Origin of the sequence: Microcoleus sp. A006_D1 (genome assembly GCF_036702805.1) — a bacterium.
In the GTDB taxonomy this organism is placed as follows: domain Bacteria; phylum Cyanobacteriota; class Cyanobacteriia; order Cyanobacteriales; family Microcoleaceae; genus Microcoleus.
The window spans coordinates 39,953-55,168 of the sequence record NZ_JAUBVZ010000017.1; the positions used below are offsets into that span (position 1 = coordinate 39,953).

13 protein-coding genes are annotated in these 15,216 nt (G+C 48.1%); 5 read left to right on the top strand and 8 right to left on the bottom strand.

The window, feature by feature from the left end:
• Window positions 1-283: 283 nt before the first annotated feature.
• From QUB68_RS24005 to QUB68_RS24025, 5 genes are all read right to left on the bottom strand, one after another.
• On the bottom strand, window positions 284-883 hold the full coding sequence (locus QUB68_RS24005; protein ID WP_332997148.1) for a Uma2 family endonuclease: 600 nt from the start codon (window positions 881-883) through the stop codon (window positions 284-286).
• A gap of 212 nt (window positions 884-1,095) precedes the next feature.
• Window positions 1,096-3,336 (bottom strand): phosphoketolase, encoded by a 2,241-nt coding sequence (locus QUB68_RS24010; protein ID WP_332997150.1) that lies wholly within the window; start codon window positions 3,334-3,336, stop codon window positions 1,096-1,098.
• Window positions 3,337-3,586: 250 nt separating this feature from the next.
• Window positions 3,587-4,822 (bottom strand): COP23 domain-containing protein, encoded by a 1,236-nt coding sequence (locus tag QUB68_RS24015; RefSeq protein WP_332997152.1) that lies wholly within the window; start codon window positions 4,820-4,822, stop codon window positions 3,587-3,589.
• Window positions 4,823-4,824: 2 nt separating this feature from the next.
• Complete coding sequence (locus QUB68_RS24020) at window positions 4,825-5,451, bottom strand: S1 family peptidase (RefSeq protein ID WP_332997154.1); 627 nt, start codon at window positions 5,449-5,451, stop codon at window positions 4,825-4,827.
• 44 nt (window positions 5,452-5,495) lie between these two features.
• Complete coding sequence (locus QUB68_RS24025; protein WP_332997156.1) at window positions 5,496-6,062, bottom strand: COP23 domain-containing protein; 567 nt, start codon at window positions 6,060-6,062, stop codon at window positions 5,496-5,498.
• Window positions 6,063-6,765: 703 nt separating this feature from the next.
• On the opposite strand from QUB68_RS24025, the gene QUB68_RS24030 reads away from it, so the two are divergent.
• Both QUB68_RS24030 and QUB68_RS24035 read left to right on the top strand, forming a co-directional pair.
• Window positions 6,766-7,374: a hypothetical protein gene (locus QUB68_RS24030; RefSeq protein ID WP_332997158.1), complete on the top strand. Its 609-nt coding sequence runs from the start codon at window positions 6,766-6,768 to the stop codon at window positions 7,372-7,374.
• Between the two features lie 93 nt (window positions 7,375-7,467).
• A complete protein-coding gene (locus QUB68_RS24035) occupies window positions 7,468-8,859 on the top strand; it encodes a cytochrome P450 (RefSeq protein ID WP_332997160.1) in 1,392 nt (463 codons plus the stop codon).
• 765 nt (window positions 8,860-9,624) lie between these two features.
• Here the strand turns inward: QUB68_RS24035 and QUB68_RS24040 are convergent.
• On the bottom strand, window positions 9,625-9,912 hold the full coding sequence (locus tag QUB68_RS24040; RefSeq protein WP_332997162.1) for a hypothetical protein: 288 nt from the start codon (window positions 9,910-9,912) through the stop codon (window positions 9,625-9,627).
• 341 nt (window positions 9,913-10,253) lie between these two features.
• Window positions 10,254-10,433: a hypothetical protein gene (locus QUB68_RS24045; protein WP_332997164.1), complete on the bottom strand. Its 180-nt coding sequence runs from the start codon at window positions 10,431-10,433 to the stop codon at window positions 10,254-10,256.
• On the opposite strand from QUB68_RS24045, the gene QUB68_RS24050 reads away from it, so the two are divergent.
• The 3 genes from QUB68_RS24050 (at window position 10,411) to QUB68_RS24060 (ending at window position 13,053) form a co-directional block, all read left to right on the top strand.
• Window positions 10,411-10,671 (top strand): MoaD/ThiS family protein, encoded by a 261-nt coding sequence (locus QUB68_RS24050; RefSeq protein WP_332997166.1) that lies wholly within the window; start codon window positions 10,411-10,413, stop codon window positions 10,669-10,671. The two genes, QUB68_RS24045 and QUB68_RS24050, sit on opposite strands and share 23 nt — an antisense overlap.
• Before the next feature lie 628 nt (window positions 10,672-11,299).
• Window positions 11,300-12,598 (top strand): threonine synthase, encoded by a 1,299-nt coding sequence (gene thrC, locus QUB68_RS24055; RefSeq protein ID WP_332997167.1) that lies wholly within the window; start codon window positions 11,300-11,302, stop codon window positions 12,596-12,598.
• Between the two features lie 179 nt (window positions 12,599-12,777).
• A complete protein-coding gene (locus tag QUB68_RS24060) occupies window positions 12,778-13,053 on the top strand; it encodes a MoaD/ThiS family protein (RefSeq protein WP_332997169.1) in 276 nt (91 codons plus the stop codon).
• Between the two features lie 228 nt (window positions 13,054-13,281).
• Here the strand turns inward: QUB68_RS24060 and QUB68_RS24065 are convergent, their stop codons facing one another.
• Window positions 13,282-15,168, bottom strand: coding sequence for a ribonuclease J (locus QUB68_RS24065; RefSeq protein WP_332997170.1), 1,887 nt, complete (start codon window positions 15,166-15,168; stop codon window positions 13,282-13,284).
• Window positions 15,169-15,216: the final 48 nt, after the last annotated feature.

Below are 15,216 nucleotides of genomic sequence, written 5' to 3' on the forward strand. Positions count from 1 at the left end.
AAACATCCAAATGCTCGTCTGTTTGGCATCCGCATTGGATACAAGGTAGCTGTGTCATTCGGTGGAATCATGGAGCGTGTCTACAAATGATTTCGGGTATTGTGACTCATAGACACGCCACCGTCAAGATGCCAGAATCTCTAAAGACAGAGATATTGCATTATCCAAAATATCTACTCCTGAGAGCGATCGCACAAACGTTGTTTCTGAGAGCAAATGGTTGTCAGCCACATTTTAGCTTAACCAACCAGTTTCATCGCACGTTTTGCCAACTCCTCAGCCTTCAACCCACTTGCCGAATCCCATTCAGAAACTCATTTCTTGCCTGAATTGTTGAAGGCATCAAAATGCAGCGTACCAACAATGTTAAATCCAACTCCGGCAATAACTCACTTCTTAAAACTTGCTCGTAATCATCCTCCCGCAGCCGATAAACAGCCAACTGATTATTTTCCCAAAACCAAACTTCAGGAATGCGAAGTCGGAGGTATTTAGCTAGTTTACTTGTGTTACCGCTAGTAATCGTTACTTCCACGGCTAAATCTGGATGCTCTTTTCTTGAACCTATGTAATAAGACTCGTCAGGCTCAAATGAAACATTTCTTGTTCTATCTCTGCGAGTAGCACTTCCTACAGGGATATATTCAATTCCCATCTCACAAAAATAGAGTTGTAGTAAAAAACTAATAATACAACTTATTGTCTCATGTGCTTCGCCCAGTGTCATAAACTCGATCCACCCATCAAGATAAGTTATCCGCAAACCAGAAGAGTCTGCCATCAAAGATTCGATCGCCTCAAATTGCTCCCAACTATAATAACCGGGGACAATCAATCGCTGTTCGGCAAGGGTAACTATTTCTTCTAAAAGTTGTGCTGTCATAGGTATCACCATCCTATTTTAAATATTATATCAATTCCGGCTGCGCCGGAATGAGATAGAGGACACGGCAGTGCCGTTTCCCTACCGCTATCAATTGTAGGGACACGGCACTGCCGTTTCCCTACCGCTATCAATTGTAGGGACACGGCAGTGCCGTTTCCCTACCGCTATCAATTGTAGGGACACGGCACTGCCGTGTCCTGATTTCTCACTTAATGAACTAGCTCGATCGCCCTTTTAGTCAATGCCTCAGCAGTCAACCCATTAAACGCCATCAACTGACCAGCACTAGCAGTCGTTTCCCCCCGCTTCCAAGCGAAAGTATCCCGCGGGCAATTGCTGCGGAGCATCACCGGCTCCAACATCCCAGAAGCACCGCCTGTCACGCCAATCAAGGCATCTCCGCCAAACATTTCGGCAAATTTCTCATCGCTCAAAAAGCCGCCGTCAGCTTCCGAACAAGTATCCCAAGCAACATCGCTTTGGCGGTACAAACGCCGGGGATTCACAATAGAAACAATCCGCACTCCAATGCCTTCTGTTTCCAAAAATGCCGCCGCTTCAAACACAGGCATTAAAGTCATGTCGCCGACAACAGCAAACACAACTTTCTTACTTCCCCCTTGATTGTGGGGAGCTTGAGGAGAAGCGACTTCGTGCAGCACAATTGCACCGTCTGCCAAACCTTGGCGAGTCTGTTCAAAAGTAGTGCGAATTGGCAGAGGCGACTTGCTCGCAGTAATCACAACTCCCTTATTTCTGGCACTCAAAGCCCACTCGTAACAAGTTTGAATGCTGTTAGCATCCGGTGGAAACAAAGGAAACACATTGCCGTTGCGCATCATCGCGGAAAAATAAGCCTCAATTTCCGGGCGTTGGTGCGTCCAACCGTTACGGCCTTGCTCTAAAGCACCTGCCGTAAATAAGGTGACAGTTGCCGGAGTTGGGCGGCGCAATTCTGCCATTGCTTGGGTTACAGTTTGCCAAATTGGTAAACCGTTGATGGCAAAAGATTCGTAGGAACACCACAAACTCCGCGCGCCAAATAGCGACAAACCTACTGCTAAACCCGCGCAAGCATCTTCGCTCAAAGGTTCGTAAACTTGACCGTTTGGCGATTGATTGTACAAGTCATCTGTCGTCGGGTGAATGATTTTGAGAGCTTGGTTGATGTTGGCAATTGCCGATGCTTCATTGCCATCAGCATTGGTGACAAGAAAAGTCCGATCGCGCTCACCGACTTTTCCCACCAAAAGCCCCATTGCAGTTGTCGAAATCTTGGGATCTCCGCCAACCGCAAATTCTTCTAAAGGCAATTCGCCCAAATCTGCCAGCGGCAATGTAAACTCAGTAACAACGGTTTTCGCAGCAGGCCCGCCGCCCGCGCGCTCGCAATTTGTCCGTACCAACTGCCACGCATCAGCAGTCAAAGCGCGCTCTTTTAAAGCGCTGATAATGTGTGGAGCATCGAGGGTATCTTTCGGATAAAGATTGTGAGATTTTGCGCCCAATGCGTGCACGCCGGCACCTTTTAACTGTTTGATGATAAACACAGTTAATTTGCCGCCGAGAGCAGATTTGGCTGCTTTGTCAACTCCTTGTAAAACAGCTTTGGTAAATGCCATGCGCTGTTCGAGTGAAAAAGCAGTGCTATCAACATAAGCTTCCGGTTGATTTTTATCGTCAAATTCCTTAGCATCAACTAAGATAATTTCTTCAAAACCGTTTCCTTGCCAATAAGCAATCATTTCAGCATTGGTTTTAGTCGAAACCATGCTGTGATGTTCTTGGGAATATCCGTTCCAAACTAACACTGGCAAAAAGTTAGTAGCCTTCGGATAAGCAGTGTGGAAATGCCCCATGCTGCTCATCGGATAAGGTTCGCCCATGCCGCCGTCGCCCATTGTGAAAGGAAACAGTTTGTCGGGGTGCAAAAGTGCGCCAGCCATTGCGAAATGCTGCCCTTGTCCGAGGGGGCCTGCTGGTGCTAAAAGGCCGGGAATGAAACCGGAAAGATGTCCTAACAAACCGTCTTTTTCTCGGAATTTATCGCGCACTTGCTGTACGTTGACAATTCCCATGTCTTCCAAAGATCGATCGAGAAACATCGCACTATAAAAGCCGGGGGCGTGATGTCCGACTTCGGTGACAATATTCTTGTGCCCCAGCATCACCAATGCTGCGTAAGCCTCAGCTTGGCTGGCAAAACCGCCGGGATGTCCCGATGCTTTACTGGCGGTGACTTGCAGCGTCAGGTAGCGCAGAGCGTCTGCTGCGAGCATTGTTTGAAAGACGGCGCTTGGATCGGCTGGATCGGCGATCGATTTGCTCCCAATGGCGATCGCAGGTGCTTTCCCGTAAGTCTCAAAACCAGGCACTGTCTCGGAGAAATACTGGATTCCTTCGCAAAAACTGGGAATTGCTGACGTTGCCTTCGGCGTAGTTGCAGTCATGCTTGATACCTGAAAAATTTGATTTGAATTCATGTAACAGTAATTTTATAGCTTCTGTGTTGCAAAAAATCATCACTTCTGCTACGGCCAATGATAAATCAGTCAAATATCTTAAATTTTCATAGCAACCGCCAAAACGGTTAGAGCGTTATTAATTGCTAAAACCATTAATTTTATTGCCTCTTCCTTCTGTCAACTCTTCCCTCTGCCAACTGTCAACTGTCAACTGTCAACTATCAACTGTCAACTGTCATTCGGCAATATCTAAACCCAAACGTTCCCCAACATTAATATAAAGTACAGTGTTGCTTTCAAAAAGAGAAGGTCTAGCCTTTTGATTCGCCAGCCAAACAAAGAAACTGCTAAGTGCTGGAGCCGGATCTTGATCGCGGCGCAGCGTGTAGATCAAACCTTCGCAAGGCCCATTAACGCGGCTGGTGGTGCAAATCGCTTTCTGATTGTTTACTATGCCGACTGTGACATAATTAAGCTGTTGGTTGCGGCTGTAATTTTCTAGGCGCTGAGTCACTTGTTGGCAGCGAGTCAGAGGATCGTACCCAGAACTAGAAAAGAAATTAGAATTCCAGCGAATCCAAGGTTCCCTGAACCCTTGGGGATTTTGATACACAGTCACCGGTTCGCCCGTGGAGGTATCACACACAAAGCCCCCCTGACCGAGGTTCGGTTGGCTTTGCGTCGAGGCGCGGCTGATAGAAAGATTGCTGAGAATATCAAACCCGTTAGGTAAGGTTTGCGATCGCAACGCCGTAAAAGAATCGATCGGAATTGCGGCATTCAACCCCGTTTTAATCTCCTCACTCTGACCGTTCCACTGGCTCGTCACTGTGCCAACAGTATCTCCTTGACCGTGAATTCCCACAACTCTGCCATCATCATCAAATACAGGCCCGCCGCTCATGCCGCGCCTTGTCACAGCTTGATAGCGCAGCCCGTAGCCCGATGATGCGCGGCCGAGGCGAGAAGAGACAATACCAGCAGTAAACTCCAGTTTTCTTTCAGATCCAGAGGCAATTGGCAGCGGATAGCCAGCAACATAAATAGTAGAACCGACAACCGCGCGTCCCGACTCGCCCATTGGCGCGACTGGATACGGTTCTCGGCTCTGAAACTGGATCAAAGCTAAGTCTATATCGCGATCGTTTTTCGGCAGCCGCTGTATTCTGATGGCAGTATAATTTTTTTCCAAATGAGTGCGAATGCTGTATTCTTGGGCGAGACTTGCCACTACATGATTCGCCGTCAGAACAGTATAAACACTGCCCTGTTTAGCAATAATTACTCCAGAGCCGCTACCAGAAAAACCCAGCGTATTGTTGACTTCCACCGTTGTGAACATCGCTAGCTGGGCAACTTCTTGGGCTGTTTTGGCACAAGCAGCAGATTGTTGGCAAACAATTGCTGCCGCCGTTACTGCACCAGTCAAGATAACTGTCAGCGCGTCAAACCGCAAACCCCACACATTCATCGCTAACTCCCTAAATGAGACGAGACGAACTGCAAATATGTACTGATCGGAATTCCCCAACTGGATTTAACCATTTTTTCCAATAATTCCGGCGTCGGTTCGCTTCCATCTTCAAAAGCATAAACGCCAAAATCGGGTTCTCGATACTTGCCTCGACCGTTAATCCCAACCAAGAAACCTTTGGCATTAAAAATCGGGCCACCACTCATGCCAATTTTAACCTCATTTGTATAACCCAAGCTATAGCCTTGAGGTAAAGATTTCGACAGCAGCAGCTCTACGAACCCCCGCGCTACGGCCAAAACCCCAGCACCCGCAGGGAATCCGACCGCCAGCAACGGCTCTCCCACTGCTGGCGATCGCCCGCTAATTAGTGCTATTCTATACTCCGTATTGGCGAGAAACTCTACGATCGCCAGATCAGTATCGCCCAGCCGCCTCGGAACTCCCAGCGGTCGGTGAAAACGGCCGTCGCCGGTGACAATTGTGCGATCGCCCCTGTCGAAAGCCACAACGTGCCAGCTAGTCAGCACCCTATAGGTTTGCCCCTGTCGCCCGACGATTGTCCCAGAACCAGAAGATTTCGAGTTCTGGATGCGTACCGCTGTTCGACGCGCTAAGTTTTCCACATCAACCCCTGGAATTGGCGATGGAATTGAAAATTGCCCAACCCTTAAGGGAGCTCGGACGGCGGGAAAAAAGGGGGCAGTTGCACCTCATTTTCCGTGTTTTCCCCTAGCTTTTCTCGGACATCAATGTAAGGAATTTTACTGCTTTCTTCCGTAGAGGGCATCCCGACCTGTCCTTGACGCCAAGCTAACAAATTATACAAAGAGCCGATCGGGTCTTGGCCAGGCCTGAGAGTATAAATCAAATTTTGACACAAACCATTGACTTGATTCGCCGTACAGATGACGTTTTGACCGTTCATCTGGCCTGCCGTAATGTACTTGAGTACGCGGTTGCGCCGATAGGTTTCGAGGCGTTGGCTGACTAATTGACACCGAGTTTTCGGATTGTACCCAGAAGCGGAGAAATAATCGGAAGTCCACTCAATCCAAGGCTCTACCGCACCTTGAGGGTTTTGGTACACCGTCACCGCCGCACCTGTCGAGGTGCTGCACGAAAATCCGGTTTCCCGGGATGAAGGCTGAGCGTAACTCGCCCCAGGAGCAACTGTCAGGCCGCACAGGGCGATCGCGGTTCCCGCCAAAACTTTTGTCAATAATTGCTGTTTCATCTTTCACTTTTTTTGAGGGAATTCGGCACAAAAATCACCAAATGTTGCGATCGCACCCTTGATGCGCCAGTTCACGCTGGCTTCGGAATTATGTGGTTCGCGACTTGCACATTTGTAATACCAAATCCGGCTTAAATACCCGCTTTATTCTCAGCCCGAGCGTCCCGGCTCGGGATCGCGCGGAGGCGGACGAAATTTTGTATAGGAGCGGTTTCAACCGCACCAGGACGATCGGGGTTTTTTAACGCGGATTTGTATAACTGCACCGAAAGCGCAGTTACAAAAACGCTCAATCAGCCGATCGTAAAATGCGCGCGCAAGTCGGAAGTATGTCGTCATTACTACTAATCAAGCTGAGGCTTTCGTAAACCGGAAAAAGACTTTTTAAATCAGACATTTGGATGGAGCGAGTTGCAACGCTACATCACACCACTGACAGGGTATTTGATATGACTTGCGATCGCGGTTGCGAGCTCGCATCTGATGAGATACTCCGACGGTGGCGCGACACAAATAAAGTGCCTTGCCCATTTATGTGACACAACACTAAAATAAAGGTATTAACCAGAACTCTTAACTTGTTTTCATCTCCGTATTACGGATGCCGGGAAATACTTCTAAGTGAGTGTAATCAGGGAGTAAGTGCTTTCTACCACCAAAGTTCACCCGACCTACACTGACGTTTAGTTGAGTATTCAAAACTATGAACCGTATCTGCAAACAGTTCGGATATTTAGCAACTGGATTAATTCTGATCGGCGCTAGCAGTTGTTCTAGCTATGATGCAGCAGCTTTGGAGGCCCAAAACCAGAGCCAACCCCCAGCAAGCGCCGGTCAATTCCGACACCTACAGCTAACGGCAAATCAAATTGAAGATCGATCGACTCAAGCAGCGGAACCATCTAACTCTGTTACCTCAGTTTTAGGCAGCCCAGCAGTATCAGAGAATACTGTCACCGTCACGGTTTATAAGGTAGACAATCTCTGTGAAACTCTAAATGCAGAAACAGTTACAGGCCCAGACAACCAGTTAATGTCATCGGCCGTTAATGAAGTGTTAAAGCAGCAGGTTTTCAGTAGTCTAGGTTTGGTTGGCTATCGGCTTAGCGTCGATCGCGATCTCGGAATAGCTACCGTAGATTTACGGGCATCAGGAAATTCCAGGCAGAAATTGCAAAATCTGTCGAGTTGTCAGATGTTAGGTTTGTTCGGGGGCGTGCGCCAAACTTTAACCAGTTATGCTCCTTGGCAAATCAAAACAGTGCGTTTTACAGAGCTCGGACAGGACATTGTGAGCACCGTTCGAGAATAACCTCTTAAAATTATTGCAGAGGGTATAACCCGGTTTCTGCGGCAGTCCTATTTATGTTCTCCAAGTCCTTTAACAAGCACTACCACAATTTCTATGACCCTACCTGACGGCCCCAATACCCCCCGCTTCGTGCAACTAATTCAATGGATCGCCGATCCACTTACGTACATGGATGTAAGTGCCAAAAAGTACGGGGAGATTTTCACGACTCGATGGGGCAACCTCGAACCCTTCGTGATGATCCACAACCCGCAAGCGATCCAGGAAATGCTCAACAGCAAAGCTTTTGACGCTCCCGGCGATATCAACGGTATTCTTAAACCCTTGCTGGGAGAACAATCGATGATTGTGATCTCGGGAGAAAAGCACAAACGGCAGCGCCAATTATTGATGCCGCCCTTTCACGGGGAACGGATGCGGAATTATGGCCAACAAATTTGTGATATCGCTCAAGATGTTGCTAGCAAGTGGACTGTCGATCGACCTTTTGTGGCCCGCACAGCCATGCAGGAAATCACCATGCGGGTAATTTTGCAAGTTGTCTTCGGACTGGATGAAGGGCCGCGCTTGCAGCAACTGTCGCCGCTGCTGGCTGCGATGATCGACACGATGGGCTCTCCGCTGCGATCGAGTATGCTATTTCTGCCCTGGTTGCAGCAAGATTGGGGCCGTTGGAGTCCTTGGGGGCGCATGAAACAGCAGCAGCGGAAAATTAACGAACTGATGGACGCGGAAATAGCAGAACGCAGACTGCAACCAGACGTTAACCGCACCGACATTCTCAGCTTAATGATGGCCGCGCGCGACGAAAACGGGCAACCGATGACGGATGAAGAATTGCGCGACGAGTTGATGACGCTGCTGTTTGCCGGCCACGAAACCACAGCAACAGCCCTAGCTTGGGCATTTTACTGGATTCACAGTTTGCCTTCAGTGCGCCAAAAACTGCTGCAAGAATTGGACAGTTTGGGCGAAAATCCCGACCCGATGGAGATTTCCCGCTTGCCTTACATGAGTGCAGTTTGTCAAGAAACACTCAGAATTTATCCGGTGGGAATGCTGACGTTTCCGCGAGTGGTGCGCCAGCCTGTGGAACTGATGGGATATCAACTAGAACCGGGTACGGTGGTTTTCGGCTCGATTTATTTGACCCACAGGCGGGAGGATTTGTATCCAGAACCGCTGCAATTTAAGCCGGAACGGTTTTTGGAGAGGCAATTCTCGCCTTACGAGTATTTGCCGTTTGGAGGCGGTACTCGCCGCTGTATCGGCTTGGCGCTGGCGCAGTTGGAGATGAAGCTGGTTCTGGCAACCATTTTGCGCGATTTAGACCTTGTATTGGCCGATAAAAAGCCCGTGCAGGCCAAACGCCGAGGGGTGACTTTGGGGCCTGCTGGCGGCGTGCGGATGGCTTTGCTGGGGCGGCGGATGCGGCAGCAGATGCCTCAACCTGTTGTTATATCAAGTCCGGTTAATTACTTATGAAACTTATACGGGCATAGGGCATAGGGCATAGGGCATAGGGCATAGTCGAAGAAAAAAAGTATGATCACTATTCAACCGGACATGATATTGGTGCGGTTTGAAGTCGCAGCAGTTGTAGCGAGCGATCGCACTTTCGGCTTTGACTACAAAAATTGAGGAAATGGCGATACCTTCGGCCTGCTTCGCTTACGACCGCGAATGCCCTGATTTTTGGTAGCACCCGCTACAGATAAACAGCTAGAATCCTTAACCTGTAACCCTCAGCGGCTCTCTAATTTCAAATTTTCATTCTAAAATGGTATGAACCTTGCAAACACAGCTTAAAAGCAAAAGTGGGTGATTGCAATAGCCCTCTTGATATCTAGAAGACCTGGCTGCCATACTTTAAAAACATATGCATACCCTGTTATTCAGCAAAGGTCGGAAGCGCGTTGGCAATGCCAGCAATCTTCCGGCCTCTTTATTTTTTGGGGTAATTGAGGCCTGCGGCTTTCTGATGCAGAAGGCAACGCAAAATTATCAATTTTCCTCGTATTTGAAATAGATAGTCCTCGACGGACGGGTGTTCAGAAACCGGATTTTTTGCGAAAACACTTCGTGGCAGCCCGCAGATTCCGTAAACACCCGGTTTCTTTGATTGGAGTGCTTAAGTTCAGCCCAATAAGAGTGGTTTTGCCTTTAATTGAAATAGCATCCGACAGCAAGTTTAAGGAATCACTAAGGAATAATTAATAACTGATTAAATGAGTTCCTTCAGCCCCGATCTCAATCTTCTGTTTTCAGGAATTCCGATACGGAGACAGACTTGGGGAGGCTCTCGATATCTTGAATTTCGCTTTCGTGGGCAAAAAACTCGACTTCTTTGTCGTCAATCTCGATCTGATAGCTAGCGGTAGCAGTCACAATCCGTCGCTTTTTTTTATCTTCTATTAACACCCAACACACGACAGGTCTCACCCACCTCTCAACGTGCTGGCTTTGCTTGGTACTCCCAAAGGCATACCAGCCTTTAGCTTCAATAATTTGCAGCACTTTGAAATCGTTATTTGCCATAAATATCTCGATCGGGTTAACTTGACTATTATTTTTAGATCGAACGGCACGTTTGCTAAGCGGGGCAAAGCTTCGGGAATTATAAGCTGGACTTGACGACCAGATTTTTAGTCGGGAATCAGCGAGTTAGCAGAGCATAGTCTGCGTTGTTGCCCGCTAAAGCTAATGCGATATTTTTGTACTGTCCCACAATTACGGGGAAGTATCTATACCGCATCCTCAAAAAATAGTTTCGCAGTAGCCTCAACAGCAGCAAACTAGACCTTAGCTAGCTGCATCTAACTGGATGGCAACTGCTTCTTTCGGCCGGGCTGGTGAGAGCGATCGGCATACAATAGTCTTCAGAATTTCTGCTGCAATCCACTGTCATGTTTGCCCGATCGCGCAAAACTCAACTCAAGATAACCGCTTTCAATTCTAAGCCTCGGCGCGCCTAATTCCAAATTAATTGTATGGTGTAGTTGATAATTGCCAAACTGTCGATCGCACAAAACTGCCGTGTCTAACTCTTCAATTACCATCACCGTTAAATTGTTCGCCGCCTTCAGTGAAGCCTACGGCGTTTCGGAACTTACACTAGAACTTGCTCCCGAAACCCCAGTGTCTGAAGTGCTCGAAAGCTCTCTTGCCCAATATCCTCAATTAGAACAGTGGCGCACACGTACCCGCTTCGCCATCAACCTAGAATTCGTCTCCCCCGACACCATCCTCCAAGACGGCGACGAAGTGGTACTCATCCCCCCTGTCAGCGGTGGGTAAGGAGAGGGGGAGAGGGGGAGAGGGGGAGAGGGGGAAGCCTATATTCTCGTTAGTAAACCCCAAATTTCGTAGACGCGCTGACCTCCAGAAACCGGGTTTCTTGCTATATTCTCGTTACTAAACACAAAATCTCGTAGAAACCCGGTTTCTCGGCCCCCATGCAGAAGCCGCTGATCTCAGAAACCGGGTTTCTTGCTATATTTCTCGTTACTAAACACAAAATCTCGTAGAAACCCGGTTTCTCGGCCCCCATGCAGAAGCCCGCCGCTCTGAGAAACCGGGTTTCTTGCTATATTTCTCGTTACTAAACACAAAATCTCGTAGAAACCCGGTTTCTCGGCCCCCAAGCAAAAAAAACTTTATAAAGTTTTGAAATTAGTTTTGCAGCACAATCATTCTTGAGTTCGGTTAATCGAGAGATTTTTCCTCTCAATTATCATTCCCCGGCAGAGCTTGGAAACGAGGCTGAGAGAGAGATTGAGGACTATCCAGCCACCTCCCGTTTCCGACAAAAAACTGCCACACAATCAATCCCGACTAAAAAAATCGGGTATGGTTGACGCGGTGAATTGACCGTGCTAATCTGTCCTAAGAATTAGAAAACATCGCAAAACTAGAGAGTTGAGCTATGACCCAGGCGACCAGAACACAATCCACAACAGCAACCTTCACAGCCCTCAAGTGCAAAGAATGCGGCGCAGAGTACGAACTCCAAGCCAAGCACGTTTGTGACCTGTGTTTTGGCCCGCTAGAAGTCAAGTACGACTACGACGCTATCCGCCGCACAGTTACTCGCCAAACCATCCAAGCCGGCCCCAACTCGATCTGGCGCTACCGCGAATTTTTACCAGTCGCTACAGATAACGTCATCGATGTCGGCACTGGGATGACTCCTCTACTAAAATCCCACCGCTTGGCGCGCCGCCTCGGTCTAAAAAATCTTTATATTAAAAATGATGCCGTCAATATGCCCACTCTTAGCTTTAAAGACAGAGTGGTGTCAGTCGCCCTCAGTAGAGCGAGAGAATTGGGTTTTACAACGGTATCCTGTGCCAGCACTGGCAACTTAGCTAACTCTACCGCTGCGATCGCCGCCCACGCCGGTCTCGACTGCGTAGTCTTCATCCCTTCAGACTTAGAAGCTGGCAAAGTCCTCGGCACTCTGATTTACAATCCAACTGTCATGTCAGTTCACGGGAACTACGACCAAGTTAACCGCCTCTGTTGCGAAGTCGCCAATACACACGGCTGGGGATTTGTCAACATCAACTTGCGTCCCTACTATTCCGAAGGCTCGAAAACCCTTGGCTACGAAGTTGCTGAACAACTAGGCTGGCAATTGCCCGATCACATCGTTGCCCCTCTCGCCTCTGGTTCCTTGTTCACAAAAATCTACAAAGGCTTTCGAGAATTCGTCGAAGTCGGTTTAGTTGATGACAAGAAAGTCCGGTTCAGCGGTGCTCAAGCTGACGGTTGTTCCCCCATCGCCCAAGCATTCCGCGAAGGTCGCGATTTCGTAGTACCAGTCAAACCGAATACAATTGCTAAGTCGATCGCGATCGGCAATCCAGCAGACGGTATGTACGCCTTGGAAGTCGCCCGCAAAACCAACGGCAACATCGAATCCGTCAACGATACCGAAATCATCGAAGGCATGAAACTGCTAGCAGAAACTGAAGGCATCTTCACAGAAACCGCAGGCGGCACCACGATCGCAGTCTTGAAGAAACTCGTAGAAGCAGGTAAAATCAATCCCGACGAAACTACCGTCGTCTACATCACCGGCAACGGCCTGAAGACGCAAGAAGCCGTCCAAGGCTACATCGGCGAACCCATCACCCTCGAGCCGAAACTAGAAGCCTTCGAGCGCGCCCTCGAACGCGCCCGTACCCTCGAACGCTTAGAATGGCAACAAGCTTCTGTTTAATAGTCATTAGTTATTGGTTATTGGTTATTGGTTATTAGTTATTGGTTATTGGTTATTGGTTATTGGTTATTGGGATCAACAACTGACAACCGACAACTGACAACTAACAACTAACAACTAACAACTAACAACTAACAACTAACAACTAACAACTGACTACTGACCAAGGACTCAAAAAAATGACCGTCAAAGTTTTAATTCCCACTCCCCTGCAAAAATTCACCAACAATCAAGCCACCATCGAATGCGGCGGCGGCAATATTTCCGAACTGATTGAATCCCTGGAAACAAATTGTCCCGGCATCAAAAAAAGCCTGTGCGATGAAAAGGGAGAACCCCGCAGATTTCTGAATTTCTACGTCAACAGCGAAGACATCCGCTTTTTGGACGGATCACAAACTGCTCTCCAAGATGGCGATGAAGTCAGCATTGTTCCAGCAGTTGCTGGTGGTTGATTAATTTTGCAACCGCAGATGGTTGCAGATAAACACAGATGAACGCAGATAGAATTAGTTACTATCTGCGTTTATTTGCGTTCATCTGCGGTTGAGAAACAAATTTAAACCGCAGATGGTGGCAGATAAACACGGATGAACGCAGATAGAATTAGTTACTATCTGCGTTTATTTGTGTTGATCCGCAGTTGAGAAACAAATCCCTGGCTTGGCCAGGGATTGTTCATTCTAGGAAACTACGGAAGCAACTTTTGCTGCTGTCCGGGGGCGACGGCGACCTGTTACTGCATTAGCAGGAACTGGCGCTGGCGCTGGCGCTGGCGTTGATGATGGCCCTAATAGCTTGGGTGCTTCTAAAGAACCTGGAGTTACTGCTGCTTTTTCCCATTGGACAAATAATGCTCCTTCGGGAATTTGCATCAGGAATACTAGCATGGGATTGCTTTGAAGTTCCCGGCGCAGTACGCGCTGAATTGCCCGTTCTATTTGCGTTTGCACTCCTACCCAGTCCACATCAACTCCTGATTCGGCTGTTGTTGAAGGTCGGACAAATTCAGACCAACGATCGCTTAAAATAGTGTCAATCGTTTGAGCGATCGACTGTTGTAACAGTTCGCGATCGGCTGATGTGACTACACCTTTCAAGTGTATTTGCGGTGTAGCAACCAACTTACCTTCTGCATTTAACGCCGCAGCTACTGTCACCGCCCCATCTCCAGCCAACTGCTGGCGTTCTTTCAGGACGTTCGCTTTGACAACTCCCGATCGCGAAGAATCAACTAATTCAATTCCAGAAGGTACTTTAGTACCAAGTCGCATCGTATTTTCAGTCAACTCTACGACATCGCCGTTGTCAATAATCACCATATTGCTCGCGGGAATGCCCATGCTTTGAGCCGTCTTCGAGTGCTGAACCAGCATCCGGTGTTCCCCGTGTACCGGCAAGAAGAACTTGGGACGAGTCATGTTAATCATTAACTTCTGGTCTTCCTGACAGCCGTGCCCGGAAACGTGAATGCCTTTGTCGCGCCCGTAAACTACATTTGCGCCCAGCATCATCAATTTGTCGATCGTATTTACCACTGCGATCGTATTTCCCGGAATCGGGTTAGCCGAGAAAATGACTGTATCACCCTTTCTGATTTTCAGTTCGTGATGTTCGCCGTTAGCAATGCGAGTCATCGCCGCCATTGGTTCGCCTTGGGAACCCGTAGTCAAAATCAAAACCTTGTCTTCAGCCAAATTGCGGATTTCTTTCAAAGGTTTGAAAAGACTATCTTCGCATTTGATGTAGCCGAGATTACGACAATGAGCGATGACGTTCAACATCGATCGACCAACCACTCCGACAAACCGATTGTTTTTCTTAGCCAAGTCCAAAACAATTTGCAATCGGTGTACCGATGAAGCAAAAGTCGTCAGCAGTACCCGTCCCGTTGCTTGAGCGATAATTCTGTCTAAATTCGGAGCAACAGAACGTTCTGAAGCGGTAAAGCCAGGAATTTCCGAGTTAGTAGAATCGCTGATCAAGCACAGCACGCCTCTTTCGCCATACTCCGCCAGCTTTTGCAAATCAAAATGCTCGCCGTCTACAGGAGTGTGGTCAATTTTAAAGTCTCCGGTGTGAATTATAATTCCGACGGGAGTGTGAATTGCCACCGTGAAACTATCGGCCATCGAGTGAGTGTTGCGGATGTATTCGACCAAGAAATGCTTCCCAATTCTTACCGTATCCCGGGGGCGAACCGTTCTCAATTCGGTGCGGTGAGATACTCCGGCTTCTTCCAATTTTCCGGCGAGCAAAGCCATCGCCAAACGCGGGCCGTAGATCACGGGAATTTCAAATTGTTTGAGGTGATAAGGGATGCCGCCGATGTGATCTTCGTGACCGTGAGTGACGATCATACCTTGAATTTTGTGGCTGTTTTCCCGCAGGTAAGTCATGTCTGGGAGGACAATATTTACACCGTGCATTCCATCTGTCGGGAATGCTAAACCTGCATCTAAAAGAATTATTTCGTCACCGTATTCAAACACGCAAGTGTTTTTACCGATTTCGTGCAGCCCGCCGAGGGGAATAACTTTTAGAACTTGTGCAGTTGTATTTTTGATCATGCGTATCCTTTGTTAGTTATTTTGTTATTTGACTGTTGACTGTTGACT